The organism is Bradyrhizobium guangdongense, assembly GCF_006483445.1.
Classification (GTDB): Bacteria; Pseudomonadota; Alphaproteobacteria; order Rhizobiales; family Xanthobacteraceae; genus Bradyrhizobium; species Bradyrhizobium guangdongense_A.
This window is the reverse complement of sequence record NZ_PPPT01000177.1, coordinates 1-16,233: the sequence shown is the minus strand read 5'-3', so window position 1 is coordinate 16,233 and position 16,233 is coordinate 1. Positions and strand designations below refer to the sequence as shown.

The 16,233-nt window shown below is 66.1% G+C and carries 10 protein-coding genes; 9 read left to right on the top strand and 1 reads right to left on the bottom strand.

The window, feature by feature from the left end:
• The first annotated feature begins 2 nt into the window (after positions 1-2).
• Positions 3-3,143 (top strand): efflux RND transporter permease subunit, encoded by a 3,141-nt coding sequence (locus C2U70_RS24815; protein ID WP_246666855.1) that lies wholly within the window; start codon positions 3-5, stop codon positions 3,141-3,143.
• A gap of 107 nt (positions 3,144-3,250) precedes the next feature.
• On the opposite strand, the gene C2U70_RS24810 is transcribed toward C2U70_RS24815, so the two are convergent.
• Positions 3,251-3,853, bottom strand: coding sequence for a CGNR zinc finger domain-containing protein (locus tag C2U70_RS24810; RefSeq protein ID WP_186294448.1), 603 nt, complete (start codon positions 3,851-3,853; stop codon positions 3,251-3,253).
• A gap of 87 nt (positions 3,854-3,940) precedes the next feature.
• Between C2U70_RS24810 and C2U70_RS24805 the strand changes: the two genes are divergently transcribed.
• From C2U70_RS24805 to C2U70_RS24770, 8 genes are all read left to right on the top strand, one after another.
• Positions 3,941-4,876: a DMT family transporter gene (locus tag C2U70_RS24805; RefSeq protein WP_186294447.1), complete on the top strand. Its 936-nt coding sequence runs from the start codon at positions 3,941-3,943 to the stop codon at positions 4,874-4,876.
• A gap of 287 nt (positions 4,877-5,163) precedes the next feature.
• On the top strand, positions 5,164-5,901 hold the full coding sequence (locus C2U70_RS24800) for an outer membrane protein (RefSeq protein WP_140981256.1): 738 nt from the start codon (positions 5,164-5,166) through the stop codon (positions 5,899-5,901).
• Positions 5,902-6,355: 454 nt separating this feature from the next.
• Entirely contained in the window at positions 6,356-9,838 is a 3,483-nt protein-coding gene (gene dnaE, locus C2U70_RS24795) for a DNA polymerase III subunit alpha (RefSeq protein WP_140981255.1), read from the top strand.
• A gap of 202 nt (positions 9,839-10,040) precedes the next feature.
• The gene (locus C2U70_RS24790) at positions 10,041-10,469 is read left to right on the top strand and encodes a DUF2846 domain-containing protein (RefSeq protein ID WP_246666854.1); all 429 of its coding nucleotides are present in this window, start codon (positions 10,041-10,043) and stop codon (positions 10,467-10,469) included.
• Positions 10,470-10,615: 146 nt separating this feature from the next.
• Positions 10,616-11,938: a S1C family serine protease gene (locus C2U70_RS24785; protein ID WP_433960704.1), complete on the top strand. Its 1,323-nt coding sequence runs from the start codon at positions 10,616-10,618 to the stop codon at positions 11,936-11,938.
• On the top strand, positions 11,935-12,897 hold the full coding sequence (locus C2U70_RS24780) for an FHA domain-containing protein (protein ID WP_140981253.1): 963 nt from the start codon (positions 11,935-11,937) through the stop codon (positions 12,895-12,897). The genes C2U70_RS24785 and C2U70_RS24780 overlap by 4 nt, the downstream gene beginning before the upstream one ends.
• Positions 12,898-13,002: 105 nt before the next feature.
• Positions 13,003-13,737 carry a carbonic anhydrase gene (locus C2U70_RS24775; RefSeq protein WP_140981252.1) on the top strand — a complete coding sequence of 245 codons (735 nt, stop codon included), beginning with the start codon at positions 13,003-13,005 and terminating at the stop codon, positions 13,735-13,737.
• A gap of 123 nt (positions 13,738-13,860) precedes the next feature.
• Positions 13,861-16,233, top strand: a 2,373-nt coding sequence (locus C2U70_RS24770; protein WP_140981251.1) for a caspase family protein, incomplete at its 3' end; no start/stop codon positions are given.

The window sequence follows — 16,233 nt, the reverse complement described above, 5'->3', positions numbered from 1 at the left end:
TGGTGCTGTTCGGCACCGGCTTCGCAGCCGCGGCCGGCCTGTACGCGCTCGTCCACCTTCCGCTGGATGCGATTCCGGACCTCTCGGACACGCAGGTGATCGTCTACACCGAGTATCCCGGGCAAGCGCCGCAGGTGATCGAGGATCAGGTCACCTACCCCCTGACCACGGCGATGCTGACGGTGCCGAGATCGAAGGTGGTGCGCGGCTTCTCCTTCTTCGGCGTGTCCTTTGTCTACGTGATCTTCGAGGACGGCACCGACATCTACTGGGCGCGCTCGCGCGTGATGGAGTTTTTGAACGGCGCGGCGTCCCGGCTGCCGGCCGGCGTGACCCCGACCATCGGCCCCGATGCGACCGGGGTCGGCTGGGTCTATCAGTATGCCGTGATGTCCAGGGAATTGAACCTGGCCGACACCCGCACGATCCAGGACTGGAATCTGAAGTTCGCTCTCGCCAAGGCCGAAGGCGTCGCGGAGGTCGCCAGCATCGGCGGCTTCGTCAAGCAGTATAATGTGGTGCTCGACCCGCAGCGGATGCGCGACCGCGGCATCAGCATGCAGAAGATCCGGGAGGCGATCCGCGCCAGCAATGCCGACGTCGGCGGACGCACCGTCGAGCTCTCCGAGTTCGAATACGTCATTCGCGGCAAGGGCTACATCAAGGGCATCAACGACCTCGGCAACATCGTGCTGAAGACCTCCGGCGGCACGCCGGTGCTGCTGCGGGACGTCGCCAGCGTCGAGCTCGGGCCGGACGAGCGACGGGGTATCGCCGAGTTGAACGGCGAGGGTGAGGTCGCGAGCGGCATCGTGCTGCAGCGGTTTGGCGTCAACGCGCTCGACGTCATCGAGAACGTCAAGAAGCGGTTCAAGGAGATCGCGAGCAGCCTGCCGAAGTCGGTCGAGATCGTGCCGGTCTACGACCGGTCCAACCTGATCTATGCGGCGATAGATACGCTCAAGCACACGCTGTTCGAGGAGAGCATCGTCGTCGCGCTGGTCTGCATCGTGTTCCTGCTGCACGTCCGCAGCGCGCTGGTCGCGATCCTGATGCTGCCGGTCGGCGTGCTGATGGCGTTCGGCGCCATGAAGCTGCTCGGGCTCGGCTCCAACATCATGAGCCTCGGCGGCATCGCGATCGCGATCGGCGCCATGGTGGACGCCGCCATCGTCATGATCGAGAACGCCCACAAGCATCTCGAACGTGCCAAGCCCGATCAGTCGCGCATTCAGATCCTGATCGATGCGGCTTCGGAAGTCGGACCGGCGCTGTTCTTCAGCCTGCTGATCATCACCGTGTCGTTCATGCCGATCTTCACGCTGGAATCGCAGGAAGGGCGGCTGTTCAGCCCGCTGGCGTTCACCAAGACGTTCTCCATGGCTGCTGCAGCGTTGCTGTCCGTCACCCTGGTGCCGGCGCTGATGGTGATCTTCGTCCGCGGCAAGATCGTCCCGGAGCACCGGAATTTCATCAACCGCTTCCTGATCTGGATCTACCGTCCCGTGATCAAGGGCGTGTTGCGGGCCAAGACGCTGGTGATCCTTGCCTCGCTCGTCGTGCTCGCCGTCACGGTCTGGCCGGCCCGCCAGCTCGGCACCGAATTCATGCCGAGCCTGAACGAGGGCACGCTGCTCTACATGCCGACGACGCTGCCCGGCATCTCCGTCACCAAGGCGGCCGAGCTGATGCAGACGCAGGACCGCATCATCAAGTCGTTCCCGGAAGTCGCCTCGGTCTACGGCAAGGCCGGACGCGCCGCGACCGCGACCGACCCCGCGCCGACCGAGATGTTCGAGACGGTGGTCAATTTGAAGCCGAAAGACCAGTGGCGGCCCGGCGTGACCGTCGACAGCCTGATTGCCGAGATGGACAAGGCGCTGCAATTTCCCGGCGTCTCCAACGCCTGGACCATGCCGATCAAGGCGCGCATCGACATGCTGTCGACCGGCATCCGCACGCCGGTCGGCGTCAAGGTGATGGGCACCGACCTCGTCGAGATCGATCGGCTGGCGCGGCAGATCGAGCGGGTCATCAAGACGGTCCCGGGCACGTCGTCGGCCTACGCCGAGCGGGGCATCGGCGGCTACTATCTCGAGATCGTGCCGGATCGCGAGGCGCTCGCCCGTTACGGCATCCTGATCCAGGACGTCCAGGACACCATCGCGGCGGCCCTGGGCGGCCAGACGGTGACCACGACCGTCGAGGGCCGGCAGCGCTTCACCGTGAACGTGCGCTACCCGCGCGATCTCCGCGACAACCCCAAGGCCATCGCCAGCGACATCCTGGTGCCGATGCCGGCCGGTGGCGCCGTGCCGCTCGGTGAAGTCGCCAAGGTCGAGCCGGCGCGGGGACCGACCTCGATCCGGACCGAGAACGGGCAGCTCGCGACCTACATCTATGTCGACATCCGCGATCGCGACATCGGCAGCTATGTCGCCGACGCGCAAGCCGCCGTCACGCAGAGCATCCAGTTTCCCGCCGGCACCTACGTGGTCTGGAGCGGCCAGTACGAATACCTCCAGCGCGCGGCAGCGCGCCTCAAGATCGTGGTGCCGGTGACGCTCACGATCATCTTCCTGCTGCTGTACCTGAACTTCAGGGCCATGACGGAAACCCTGATCGTGATGCTGTCGCTGCCGTTCGCGCTGGTCGGCGGCATCTGGATGATGTGGTGGCTCGGCTTCAACCTGTCGGTCGCCGTCGCCGTCGGCTTCATCGCGCTTGCCGGCGTCGCCGCCGAGACCGGCGTCGTCATGCTGATTTATCTCGATCATGCCTTGGCGGAGATGAAGGCGAGGCGGGGCGCCGAGGGACGCGCTTTGTCCCGGCGAGATCTGCATGATGCCATCATGGTCGGCGCCGTGGAGCGCGTCCGGCCCAAGATGATGACTGTCGTCGCCATCATGGCGGGCCTGCTGCCGATCATGTGGAGCACCGGCGCGGGGTCGGAGATCATGCAGCGCATCGCCGTGCCGATGATCGGCGGAATGACCTCTTCGACGCTGCTGACGCTCGTCGTGATCCCGGCGATCTTCGGTCTCGTGAAGGGACGGGGACTGCCACCCGGCGAGCAGCCCGTCGTGGAAATACGCGCTGACGAAACGGCGGGCGGATCGTCAATCCCGCAAGCAGCCGCATAGAAGGCAACACCAGTCGTCGTGCCGCCGTGGCGGGATTCAATCCAGGCAGTTCACCGCGGACTTCGGGCGCCCCGACCTGCATATGTGTTGACGCCCGCAGCTTGCGCTCATTCCTGACCGCGTCGCCATCGCCTTTGCTTCGCGCGGTTGCCGCAGTTCTGCATGCTGCACCATTGGCGGCGACGCGCCTTGCTCGTGTCGAGAAAAAAGACTTCGCAGTCATCGGCGCAGCACTTGCGGATGCGGCTCCAATCGGCGGAGACGAGCAGGCTCTCGATTGCGAGCGCGCAGGCATGGAGAGGAACCTCGGGTGAGGCGGGGGATATCCAACGCTGCGCGACGACGCCCGATCGGGACGTCGACACAAACGTCCGCGCCGCGTGCGCGCGCCGAACCTGCAGGGCGATCGCATCGAGTGCGGCAGGCTTGATCGGGCGACCGATCTCGTTCGCCGTCAGCACGGCATAGAGGCTCTCCCGGAGTTTTTGCGCGCCGCGCAAGGCGTTGGCGCATGCGGGGCCATCGAGGGGGCGGAGGTTTGCTGCGACGGACGATCCGATCAGTCCCGCGGCCTCGGTGAAGCGCACCAGGTTGCAATAGACCGCGAGGTTCTCGACCGGCGCTTGCGAGGGGCGCTCATCCAGCGTGTTCACGAGATCGAGGGCAGGGTGTCCTCCGCTCCAATCGAACGGGCCGCTTTTCGTGGTCATGCCGGGCCTTGCCTCGCATCTCGGTGCTAACCTATAATAACAATTATAAGGGTTATGCGCCACACCGAAGCCGAGGCGGCCTCGACGATGTCCAGCGTTCGCCATTCCCCGCAATATCTTCAGGGCGCGCTCTGCGGCATTGCGGCCGTCAGCATCTGGTCGGGATGGATCGTCGTGGCGCGCCTTGGGCTTCGGACGAGCCTCACGCCATGGGATATCGCGGCCTTGCGCTTCGGCGTCGCGGGCGTTCTCCTGCTGCCTTATGTCTGGCGACGGGGGCTTGCCATCGACCGCCTCGGATGGAGCGGCCTGGTTGCGATCGTGCTTGGCGGTGCGGCGCCGGTGTTTCTCGCCAATGCGGGACTGCTGTTTGCCCCGGCGGCGCACGCGGGCGCGTTCTTTCCCGGCGTGATGCCGCTGATGGTGGCGCTGCTCGCCGCGGGTCTGTTGCAGGAGCCGTTTACGCGGACGAAGAGGATCGGCTTCGCGTTCATCCTGCCCGGCGTGCTCGCGATCGCCTGGGGCTCGGGCGGCGAGGTCGGCTCGCTGCAAAATCTCGGGCACGGCCTGTTCCTCGGTGCCGGACTCGCATGGGCGCTCTACACGATTGCCATGCGAAAGGCGCGGCTGGATGGATTGCATGCCGCCGCGATCTCCGCAGTCGGATCCATGTGTCTGTACCTGCCTGTCTTCGCGCTCTTGCCGGGCAGCAAGCTCGCCAGCGCGCCGTGGGGCGATCTGGCGTTGCAGGCCGTGGTGCAGGGCGTGCTCACGGCGATCGTCTCGCTACTTCTGTTTGGGCGGGCCGTCAGCATCCTCGGTGCGTCGAGCGGCGCGGCGTTTGCCGCACTCTGTCCCGCGATGACCGCGGTGTTGGGGATTCCGATTCTCGGGGAATGGCCTTCGCTGCTCGACTGGGTCGCAATCAGCTTGATCTCCGCCGGAGTCTACATCGTGAGCGGTGGTCCGATTCGGTTGCGTGCGCTGCCGCTCATGGCAGATGCAGCGCGCGATCGGAGATGATGTTTCTCAACGCGTGCGCCCAAATGTGGCGACAATGCGGAAGCGAAATAGCGCGATACACAGAGAGCTCTGTGCACAGCGCGTGCGGGGTCTGCGTCATCGACATCGTTCGTGCGCAAACACCAATTTTTGAACGGGTTTTTACGTGGAAACGCGGCGCTCGCCGATGTCGCGGGTCCTTTCGAACGCAGTGTTGCGCCGAGGTTACAGCAATTGCATCTGTCGCTGTTAAGAGGTGCGCACTGGCCCGGGGGCCTTACTACGAAGAAACTGGAACGGGATTCAAAATGAACAAGACTTTGTTGCTGGTCACTGCAAGCCTCGTCGCGCTCGGCGCGGCTGCGCCGGCCGTGGCCGCCGACCTCGCAGCGCGCCCTTACACGAAGGCGCCGGCGATGGTCGCTGCGATCTATGACTGGAGCGGCTTCTACATCGGCATCAACGGCGGCGGCGCATCGGCTCGCACCTCGTGGGACCAGACGGCTCCGCTGGTGGCGGGCGAAGGTTCGCACAACGCGACCGGCGGCACGGTCGGTGGCCAGGTCGGCTATCGCATGCAGTCGGGTCAGTGGGTGTTCGGTGTCGAAGGCCAGGGCAACTGGGCTGACTTCTCGGGCAGCAACCTCAGCGCCGTCACCGGTCTCACCAACCGCACCAAGATCGACTCGTTCGGCCTGATCACCGGCCAAGTCGGTTACGCCTGGAACAACGTGCTCGTCTATGTGAAGGGCGGCGCGGCTGTGGTCGGCGACAAGTACGACGTCCTGACCGCCGCCGGCGTGGTGGCCGCGTCGGCCAGCGAAACCCGTTGGGGCGGCACGATCGGTGCGGGCCTCGAAGTCGGCTTCGCCCCGAACTGGTCGGTTGGCGTCGAGTACAACCACATCTTCCTGGGCGATTCGACCAAGAACCTGACCACCGCCGCCGGCATCGTGCTTCAGAGCGATCGCATCAAGCAGGACGTCGACATGGGTCTCGTCCGCCTGAACTACAAGTTCGGCGGCCCGATCATCGCGAAGTACTGAGACTGATCGCTTCCCAGCGAAGCGGTTGGCGAAAGCCCCGGCCTTGCGCCGGGGCTTTTTGTTTTGCGGGATCAGCGAGTTAACCATCAATTTCGAAGCGGGCGGGGAAATTCCACAGGTTGCCTTGACTCCTGGAACATAAATAGAACATTGTTCTCTCTATGTTCTGGTGAGGGAGCAAGGCCATGTTGAAGATCTTCGTTGAAGAAGCCGCGGCGCTGGCATCGATCACGCTGTTCGTCGGGATGATCGCGATCTGGGCGCAGGTGATTCCGCAGCTCTAGGGGATCCCGCGTTGGGGAAAAGCCGGATGGCGCGGCGAATGCGTGCCTCCACCGTGGACTCCGGCGGGGCAGGGCTTCACCATCGCTGAGCCGAGTCGGCCGCAGGGGCACGTGACGTGCCCGCTCCGCCGAACGGTTCCATCCCTGATGCGAGAGGCCCTGTTGCGACCATGCCGAGCGCCGGATTTGTCCATCTTCATGTTCACTCGGCCTATTCGCTGCTCAAGGGCTCGATCAAGATCGGCAAGCTTGCCGAGCTTGCGAAGAAGGACCATCAGCCGGCGCTGGCGCTGACCGACACCGACAACATGTTCGGCGCGCTGGAGTTCTCCGACAAGATGGCGGGCTCCGGCATCCAGCCGATCGTCGGCTGCGAGATCGCCATCGATTTCGGCGACCAGGATCCCAACGCGCGCAACACGATTCCGCACGCGCGCGTGGTGCTGCTGGCGGCGCAAGAGCGCGGCTATCGCAGCCTGATGCGGCTGAACTCGCGCGCCTTCCTCGAGACGCCCGATACGCACGCGCCACATATCAAGTTCGACTGGCTCGCGGGCGAGACCGAAGGCCTGATCGCGCTCACCGGCGGTCCGGACGGCCCGATTTCGCTGGCGCTGCAGATGGGGCACACGGAGTTGGCCGGCGTGCGCTGCGAGCGGCTGGCGAGCCTGTTCGGCGACCGCCTCTACATCGAGTTGCAGCGTCACGGCATCGACCGGGAGCGCCGCGTCGAGAGCGCCCTGATCGACATCGCCTATGCCAAGGGATTGCCGCTGGTTGCGACCAACGAGCCGTATTTCGCCTCGACCGACGATTACGAGGCGCATGACGCGCTGCTCTGCATCGCCGGCGGGCGGCTGATCGCCGAGACCGATCGCGTGCAGCTCACGTCCGACCACCGTTTCAAGACGCGCGCCGAGATGGCGCTGCTGTTCGCCGATATTCCGGAGGCATTGGCCTCGACGGTCGAGATCGCCGAGCGCTGCTCGTACCGGCCAATGACGCGCAAGCCGATCTTGCCGTTCTTCACGGTCGGCGCCGCCGCGAGCTCCGATGCTGCCGCGGTGGAGGCGGCCGAACTGAAGCGACAGGCGGAGGAGGGGCTTGCCAACCGCTTGCGCGTGCATGGCCTGTCGCAGGGCACGACGGACGAGGATTACGCCAAGCGCCTCGCGTTCGAGCTCGACGTCATCATGCGCATGAAGTACGCGGGCTACTTCCTGATCGTGTCCGACTTCATCAAATGGGCGAAGAGCCAGGGCATTCCGGTCGGTCCGGGCCGCGGCTCCGGCGCGGGCTCGCTGGTCGCCTGGGCGCTGACCATCACCGATCTCGATCCGATCAAGTTCGGCCTGCTGTTCGAGCGCTTCCTCAATCCCGAGCGCGTCTCGATGCCGGACTTCGACATCGACTTCTGCCAGGACCGCCGCGGCGAGGTGATCCAGTATGTGCAGCAGCGCTACGGCCGCGACCAGGTCGCGCAGATCATCACCTTCGGTACGCTGCAGGCGCGCGGCGTGCTGCGCGACGTCGGCCGCGTGCTGCAGATGCCTTATGGGCAGGTCGACAAGCTGACGAAACTCGTGCCGCAGAATCCGGCCGCGCCCGTGACGCTGGCCGCCGCGATCGAGAGCGAGCCGAAACTGCAGGCGTTCCGCGACGAGGACCCGGTGGTGGCGCGCGCCTTCGACATCGCGCAGCGCCTCGAAGGCCTGACCCGGCACGCTTCGACCCACGCCGCCGGCATCGTGATCGGCGATCGTCCCTTAAGCGAACTCGTGCCGATGTACCGCGATCCGAAGTCGGACATGCCGGTGACCCAGTTCAACATGAAATGGGTCGAGCCTGCCGGGCTCGTGAAATTCGACTTCCTCGGCCTGAAGACGCTCACCGTGCTCGACGTCGCCTGCAAGCTGCTCAAGCCACGCAACATCGAGGTCGATCTCGCGACGCTGCCGATCGACGACGCCGAAAGCTACCAGATGCTGGCGCGCGGCGAGGTGGTCGGCGTGTTCCAGGTTGAAAGCCAGGGCATGCGGCGCGCGCTGGTCGACATGCGGCCCGACCGTTTCGAGGACATCATCGCGCTGGTCGCGCTCTATCGCCCGGGTCCGATGGCGAACATCCCGACCTATTGCGCGCGCAAGCACGGCGACGAGGAGCCGGAATATCTGCACCCGGTGCTGGAGCCGATCCTGAAAGAGACGTTTGGCGTCATCATCTACCAGGAACAGGTGATGCAGATCGCGCAGGTGATGTCGGGCTATTCGCTCGGCGACGCCGACCTGCTCCGCCGCGCCATGGGCAAGAAGATCCGCGCCGAGATGGACAAGCAGCGCGACATTTTCGTCGCCGGCGCGGTGAAGAACGGCGTGCCGAAGGGGCAGGCCGAGACCATCTTCGAGCTCCTGGCAAAGTTTGCCGACTACGGTTTTAACAAGAGCCACGCGGCGGCCTATGCGCTGGTGTCCTACCACACCGCCTATATGAAGGCGCATTATCCGGTGGAGTTCATCGCGGCGTCGATGACGCTCGATCTCAACAATACCGACAAGCTTTCCGAATTCCGTTCCGAGGCGCAGCGTCTCGGCATCAAGGTCGAGCCGCCCAACATCAATCGTTCGGGCGCGACCTTCGAGGTCGGCGACAAGACGATCTACTACGCGCTGGCCGCGCTCAAGGGCGTCGGCATCCAGGCCGTCGAGCAGATCATCGCGGAGCGCAACCGGAAGGGTGCCTTCACTTCGCTCGCCGACTTCGCGGCCCGCGTCAGCCCGCGCGCGATCAACAAGCGCATCATCGAAAGCTTAGCTGCCGCCGGCGCCTTCGACACGCTGGAGCCGAACCGCGCGCGCGTCTTCGCCGGCGCGGATGCGATCCTGGCCGCGTGCCAGCGCGCCAATGAGGCGGCGACGATCGGCCAGAACGACATGTTCGGCAATGCCGCCGACGCGCCGACCATCATGCTGCCGCAGATCGATCCCTGGCTGCCGGCGGAAAAACTCCGTCGCGAATATGACGCGGTCGGCTTCTTCCTGTCCGGCCATCCGCTCGACGATTACGCGACCGTGCTGAAGCGGCTGCGCGTGCAGTCCTGGGTGGAGTTTTCGCGCGCCGTCAAAACGGGTGCCACAGCCGGCAAGGTCGCTGCGACTGTCGTGTCGCGCATGGAGCGGCGCACCAAGACCGGCAACAAGATGGGCATCATGGGATTGTCCGATCCCACCGGCCATTTCGAGGCGGTGCTGTTCTCCGAGGGCCTCGCGCAATATCGCGACGTGCTCGAGCCCGGTGCGGCCGTGCTGCTGCAACTCGGCGCGGAATTGCAGGGCGAGGACGTGCGCGCGCGCGTGCTGCATGCCGAGCCGCTCGATGACGCCGCCGCCAAGACGCAAAAGGGCCTGCGCATCTTCGTGCGCGATACCAAGCCGCTGGACTCGATCGCCAAGCGTCTGGCGGGACCGGAGGCTGCGGCGCCGAAAGTCAGCGTCCCTGCGCCGCGTTCCAATGGCGACGGCGAGGTCTCGCTGGTGATGATGCTCGACCTCGAGACCGAGGTGGAGATGAAGTTGCCCGGCCGCTTCAAGGTCTCGCCGCAAATCGCGGGCGCGATCAAAGCGGTCGCCGGCGTCGTCGACGTGCAGCAATTGTAAGCTGGTAGCCGGCGCTTCGCTGTCCACCGGTAGCAAGACCAGCGGTATTGCAACCAGGCGGTGATATTGGCTAGCATGCCCTCGGGGAAAATCTCTTGGGGGCGTAATGTTATTGCGTGGGTTGGTGCTGCTTGTGGCGGCGGTATTTCTCTGTGGCTGTGAGACGACGACTGCGAGAAGTGGGCGCGACTATTCAGAGACATTGCGAAAGATCGGGCCGCCAAAGGCGGGGCAGGCGCGGATCGTCGTAGTTCGCGAGAAGGGCTTTGGCGGCATCACCGACCCGGACTTCCCATTTGCTCTCGACGGGGTGCCGATCCGGGGCCTGAAGACCGGGACCTATGTCTATGCCGATCGCCCGGCGGGCCAGCACCAGTTCGTAGCCGAAGAGGTCGGCCTCGGCACCACGCGTGTCGACTTCTCGGCTCAATCCGGCCAGACCATCTTCTTCGTTGCGCGGATGAGCGAACGCAAGACCGCCGTGATTGCGAACGCGAGCACTGGATTGCTCGGCTATGGCCTCACGCTTGCGATGACCGCCGGCTACAAGAACCAGGGACCGCTGGATTTCATGCAACTCGAGGAGACTGCGGCGCGCACGACGATCGCTGAACTGCGACTGGCGGAATAGCAAGGCAATCCCTGCCGCGGCCTCTGCGAAGCGGCTCGATGTTGCAACCGTGCCGTGCTTTGGCTAATCAACGTCCGATCGATGCGGCAACAGCGGCGTTGCCGTTCGTGATGAAATGGCCGGGGCGTGTCGGGGTAGGGGAATTGTTGCAGTTTCGTGTCGGCGGGTTTTTTCGCGCGGTCGCGGTGTCGCTTGTCTTCGCTGCCATCACATCCGGCGCGGCGCAGGCGGCGCAAGAGGCATCGGGCGCCGAGCGTGTCTATTCGACCGCGCCGCCGCGCCTGCTGCAGATCCGCACGCTGGTCGGCGATGCCGGACGCCAGGCCTCGATCGGGTCAGGCTTCCTGGTGTCGGCCGATGGATTGGCGATCACCAATTACCACGTCGTCTCGCAGGCGGCGCTGGAGCCGAACATCTATCGGCTCGAATACAATGCCGCCGACGGCAGTCGCGGCGACGTCACGTTGCTGCGGGTGGACGTGCCGAACGATCTGGCGCTCGTGCGCGTCGACAAGAAGGACGCGCCGTTCTTCGCCTTCGATCGTGCCGCGATCGAAGGGCGCCTGCCCAAGGGTGAGCGCATCTACTCGATGGGCAATCCGCTCGATCTCGGCTTCACCATCATCGAAGGCACCTATAACGGGCTCACCGATCACAGCTACACCGATCGCATTCATTTCTCCGGCGCGCTCAATCCCGGCATGAGCGGCGGTCCGGCGGTCACCGCCGACGGCAACGTCATCGGCGTCAACGTCGCGACCCGCAGGGGCGGGCAGCTCGTGAGCTTTCTGGTGCCGGCGCGGTTCGCGGCCGCTCTGGTGGCGCAGGTCGGCACCGCCGACAAGCCGACCGATTTGCGCGGCGATGTCGGCAAGCAGCTCGTCGGATGGCGCTCGGAGCTGTTCAAGTCGCTGAGCGTTGCCGGTTTCCGTGCCAGCAATTTCGGCCGCTACCGCGCGCCCGAGACGCAGGCGCTCTGGTTCAACTGCTGGGCCAGCACCAATGCAGACGCGACGCCGAAACCGCGCGCGAGCGTCAACTCGACCGAATGCGGCAGCGACACCAGCGTCTTCGTGGCGTCCGATCTCAATATCGGCGCCATCAACATCAATCACTCGCTGGTCAAGACCATCGATCTCAACTCGTTCCAGTTCTCGACCTATCTCACGCAGCTCAGCCAGCCGCGCCTGAGCGGCGGCGGGCCGTTCAAGAAATGGTACACGCCGCAGCGCTGCCACGAGGATTTCGTCAACACCTCGCTGCAGCCGGAGCATCCGCCGCTTCGCGTGGTGTGGTGCGCGCAGGCCTACCGGACCTTCGAAGGGCTGTACGACGTGTCGCTGATCGCGGTGACGCAGGATCAGCCGCTCGAGGCGCTGGTCTCGCGGCTGAGCATGCAGGCGGTCGGCTATGACGATGCCATGGCGCTGGGCAAGCGCTTCCTCGAGGCGGTGCAGGTCGGCAAATGATCTGGGTCGAGATATTATCGCGCCAGCGCGAGGTCGCCGCACGCTTCCGCGTCGTGGCCTCCGAGGTCCGCATCGGGCGCGGCTACGACAATGACGTCGTGATCGACGATCCCTATGTGGCCGCAAAGCACCTGCGCGTGTATCGCCATGACGACGGACATCTCGTCGCCGAGGACGTCGGCAGTGCCAACGGCACGTTCCTCGACGGCAACCGGACGCGGCTGTCGACCTTTACCGTCGACGGCAAGCAGCCGATCCGCATCGGCCAGACCTATCTGCATATCCGCGACGTCAACCACGAGGTCGAGCGCGAGCGACTGGCGCCGACGGGGCGGCATGCGCTGCCGATCGCGCTCACGATCGCGCTTGCTTTGGTCCTTGTCGGGATCGATGCGCTGAAGATCTGGCTGACGCAGACCGGCGAGGCGCGGCTGTCGGCCTATCTGACGCCGCTCCTGACGGTGGCCTCGGCTCTCCTGGTCTGGGTCGGGCTGTGGGCGCTGCTCTGCCGCATCTTCGACGGGCGGGCGCATTTCCTGCGCAACCTCCTGATCGCGCTGATCGGAACGGTCGCCTTCTCCGTCTTCAACGAGTTCGCGCTCTACGCCGCCTATGCCTGGAACTGGCCGGATGGCGTCACCTACGGCTATGTGGCGGCGTGGCTGTCCTTTGCCGGGCTTTGCTTCTTCCATCTGCGCGAGGTCGGACGCAAGCGGCTGTGGCTGAAGGGCGCCGCGGTGGCCCTCCTGATGGCCGGCGGCATCGCGTTCACGACGCTGCAGCAATCCGAGGCCGCGTCTGATTTCGGCCGGGCGAAGACGGCGCATTGGCTGTTGCCGCCGATGCTGCGCGCCGTTCCGCTGAAGGACGAGGATGCCTTCTTCAAGGACATCGGCAATCTGAAAGCGCGCCTCGACAGCGACCGCAGCCAGGCGCAGCCGGCTGATGCGCGTCTCTGACGCTGCCAGGTACGTGGTGGACGTCCGGCAGTTGTAACGTTTTGCTGTCACCACCGATGCCGTATACTGGTCGCTCCAGCCACTGAAGCGGGCGGGGAGAAAACCATGTGCGACAACTGCTCCGATCATTCGATCCATCTGCGCGCACCGACGCGGCGATCCGCCATGCTGTTGACCGCCTCGTCCGTGGGACTGGCGCTCAGTGGCGCGGCCTTCGCCAAAGATTCCAAGGCGCCGCCCAAGCCCGAGAACGTGCTGTCGCCGGACGCGGCGCTGAAGCGGCTGATGGACGGCAATGCGCGCTATGTCGACGGCGTGAGCCGGCGTCACGATTTCAAGCATGAGCGCGAAGCGCTTGCCAGCGGGCAGAACCCGTTCGCCGCGGTGCTGAGTTGCGCCGACTCGCGTATCGCGCCGGAATATGCCTTCGACACCGGCCGCGGCGATCTCTTCGTCTGTCGCGTGGCGGGAAACTTTGCCGGCACCGAGACCATCGCCAGCCTGGAATATGCGGTCGCGGTGCTCAATTGCCCGTTCATCCTGGTGCTCGGACATGACGCTTGCGGCGCGATCGACGCGACGCTGAAAGCGCTGAAGGATGGCAAGCCGCTGCCGGGCCATCTTCCGTCCCTGGTCGAGGCGCTAGCGCCGGCTGCGAAGGCTGCACAGCAGCAGGGCGGCGACGTGCTCAATGCGGCGATCAGGCAGAACGTGCTCGACACCGTTGCCAGGCTGAAGTCGGCGGCGCCGATCCTCGAAGCAGCGGTCGGGCAGGGCAAGCTCAAGGTGGCCGGCGGCGCCTACCGTCTCGCGACCGGGAAGGTCGATCTGGTGTCGTGACGGGCGCGCTGCACGGCGCCATCCCACCGCCGCATTCGGCGCGCTTTCGTTCAAACGCTGTTCATCTGGCCGCGCGCCTAGTGTATGGCAGCGAGCTCAACGACAAGAATGGGCGTGCAAGCCATGCGTGGGACATACAAGGCCTTCCTCTTCACATTGTTGCCGGCGCTGCTATTTGCGGCCTGCGGCATCGTCACGCCCGTAAGCGCACAGCAGCAGGAAAAGCGCATCGCGCTCGTGATCGGCAACGGCGCCTATGCCAAATCGCCGCTTGCGACAGCGGCCAATGATGCCGGCCTGATCGCGCAGACGCTGCAGGCGGCCGGTTTCGACGTGGTCGGCGCACGCGATCTCGACGGCGATACGCTGCGCAAGAGCTTTCGCGACTTCATCCAGAAGGCGCAGACCTCGGGCCCGGGCACGGTGGCGATGATCTACCTTGCCGGCTATGGCGTGCAGCTCGCCGGCGAGAACTATTTCATCCCCGTCGATTCCAACATCGCGCGCGACACCGACATCCCGACCGAGGCGCTGCGCGTCAGCGACTATGTGCGCCAGCTCGCCGCCATTCCGCTGAAGGCTAACATCTTCGTGCTCGACGCCGGCCGCGCGCAGCCCTTCATCGAAGGCGGCCAGCCGATCGCAAGCGGTCTTGCCCTGGTCGAGCCGGACGCGAACATGCTGATCGCCTTCAACGCCGCGCCCGGCACAGTCGCGCCGGAAGAGGCGGGGCCCTACGGCATCTATGCCCAGTCGCTCGCCGAGATGATCCGCACCGGCGGGCTGTCGCTCACCGAATTGTTCGACCGGCTGCGGCTGCGGGTGAACGAGGCCAGCAAGGGCGCGCAGGTGCCGTGGGATGCACAGCGGATCTCTGCGCCGTTCTCGTTCTTCGAACGCGGACCCGACGCGCCCCCGCAGGCCGCGCCCGATCAGGTCGCCTCGATCCGCGACAAGCCGATCCGTGATCTCGGCGCGCAGGACGCCTATGCGGCCGCGCTCGCGCGCGACACGCTGCCGGCCTACGAAGATTATCTGGCGGCCTATCCCAACGATCCCATGGCCAAGCGGGTGAGGGTGATCGTCGCGGCGCGGCGCGAGGCCATCACCTGGCGGCGCACCTATCGCGCCGACACGCCGGATGCCTATTGGTCCTATCTGCGCCGTTATCCGCGCGGTCCGCATGCGGGCGATGCACGGCGCCGGCTTGCGATCCTCACCGCGCCGCTCGAGCCGCCGCCGACTTTTGCGATGCTCGACTATGACGTGCCGCCGCCGCCTCCGGAGGAGATCGTCTATGTCGATCGTCCGGTGCTGGCGTTCAGCGATCCTTATTTCGACTTTGCGCCGCCACCGCCGCCGCCGGTCTATTATCTGCCGCCGCCGCCGCCGGATTTCGTCGTGCTGCCGCCGCCGCTGCCGGTGGTCGGATTGTTCGTGCTGCCGCAGCCGGTCTTCGTGCCGATCCCGGTGTTCTATCGGCCGCCGCTCTATGTCGCGCCGCCGCCGAACAACATCATCTACGCCAACATCCACAACACGACTGTCATCAACACCGTCATCAACCGGCCGCCACCGTCCGGCCTTGCGCCGACCAGCCTTGCACCGGCGGTCTCGGGACGCCCGACACCGGCAGGCCCGGCCGTGCCGGCTGCGGTTGCGCAACGCGCTTCGCTGATCCAGCAGGGCAGGCTGCCGGTGCCGCCGAGTGCCGCGATCAATCCGACCGTGAAGCCGGGGCCGCTGCCCGCAACGCCCGCAGCCGTCACGCCCGGTGGTGCACCTGCGCCCGGTCCGCAAAAGCTGCCGCAGGCCAACACGCTGCCCGCGCCGGGTACGCCGCCGGTGCCTCCGGGTGCAGGGCCGACGCCGGCGCCTTCGGCTGCGGCGCCGAATGGCAAGCCTCCGGTTCCGACGGCAACGGCACCGACAACCACGACGCCACCGGCGCAAGCCAATGTGCCGGCAGGTGCGGTTGCACCCGGACAGCCGAAGCAGCCGGATGCTGCGCATGCCCTCCCGGTCCCGGGCGCGCATGGAACGCCGCCCGTACCAGGCCGCCCCGGTGGTCCGCCGACGTCAGCGGCGCACACGCCCCCGGGCCATCCTGCCGTGGGGCAACCTCCCGGTGGCAAGCCCACGCCAAATGCGCCGGCGCCGACCGCCGCGGCACCGACGACCGCGACACCGACGACCACAGCGCCGGCCACCGGCACGCCGCCGGCTCCGGGTAAACCGCCCGCATCGAGCCAAGCCAACGTGCCGCCTCCGGTGCCCCCGGCGGCTAAGCCCGCTGTCGCTCCGGTGAGGCCGGCTGCGGTTCCTCCGCCAACACCGCCGACGGTTGCCCGCCAGCCAATGAGGCCCGAACCGCCGCGGGCGGCAGCTCCGCCGTCGCGTCCGCCGGTCACGGTGGCGCGACCCGCGCCGGCACCGCCGCCGCCACGGGCTGCTCCGCCCCCGCCGCCGCGGGTGGCCGCACCGCCGCCACCGCGC

What these genes read in the sequence shown, in the direction of transcription:
- C2U70_RS24810 (WP_186294448.1), bottom strand. Translation starts at nt 3,853, where the DNA reads ATGACCACGAAAAGCGGCCCGTTCGATTGGAGCGGAGGACACCCTGCC.
- C2U70_RS24805 (WP_186294447.1), top strand. Translation starts at nt 3,941, where the DNA reads ATGTCCAGCGTTCGCCATTCCCCGCAATATCTTCAGGGCGCGCTCTGC.
- C2U70_RS24800 (WP_140981256.1), top strand. Translation starts at nt 5,164, where the DNA reads ATGAACAAGACTTTGTTGCTGGTCACTGCAAGCCTCGTCGCGCTCGGC.
- dnaE (WP_140981255.1), top strand. Translation starts at nt 6,356, where the DNA reads ATGCCGAGCGCCGGATTTGTCCATCTTCATGTTCACTCGGCCTATTCG.
- C2U70_RS24780 (WP_140981253.1), top strand. Translation starts at nt 11,935, where the DNA reads ATGATCTGGGTCGAGATATTATCGCGCCAGCGCGAGGTCGCCGCACGC.
- C2U70_RS24775 (WP_140981252.1), top strand. Translation starts at nt 13,003, where the DNA reads ATGTGCGACAACTGCTCCGATCATTCGATCCATCTGCGCGCACCGACG.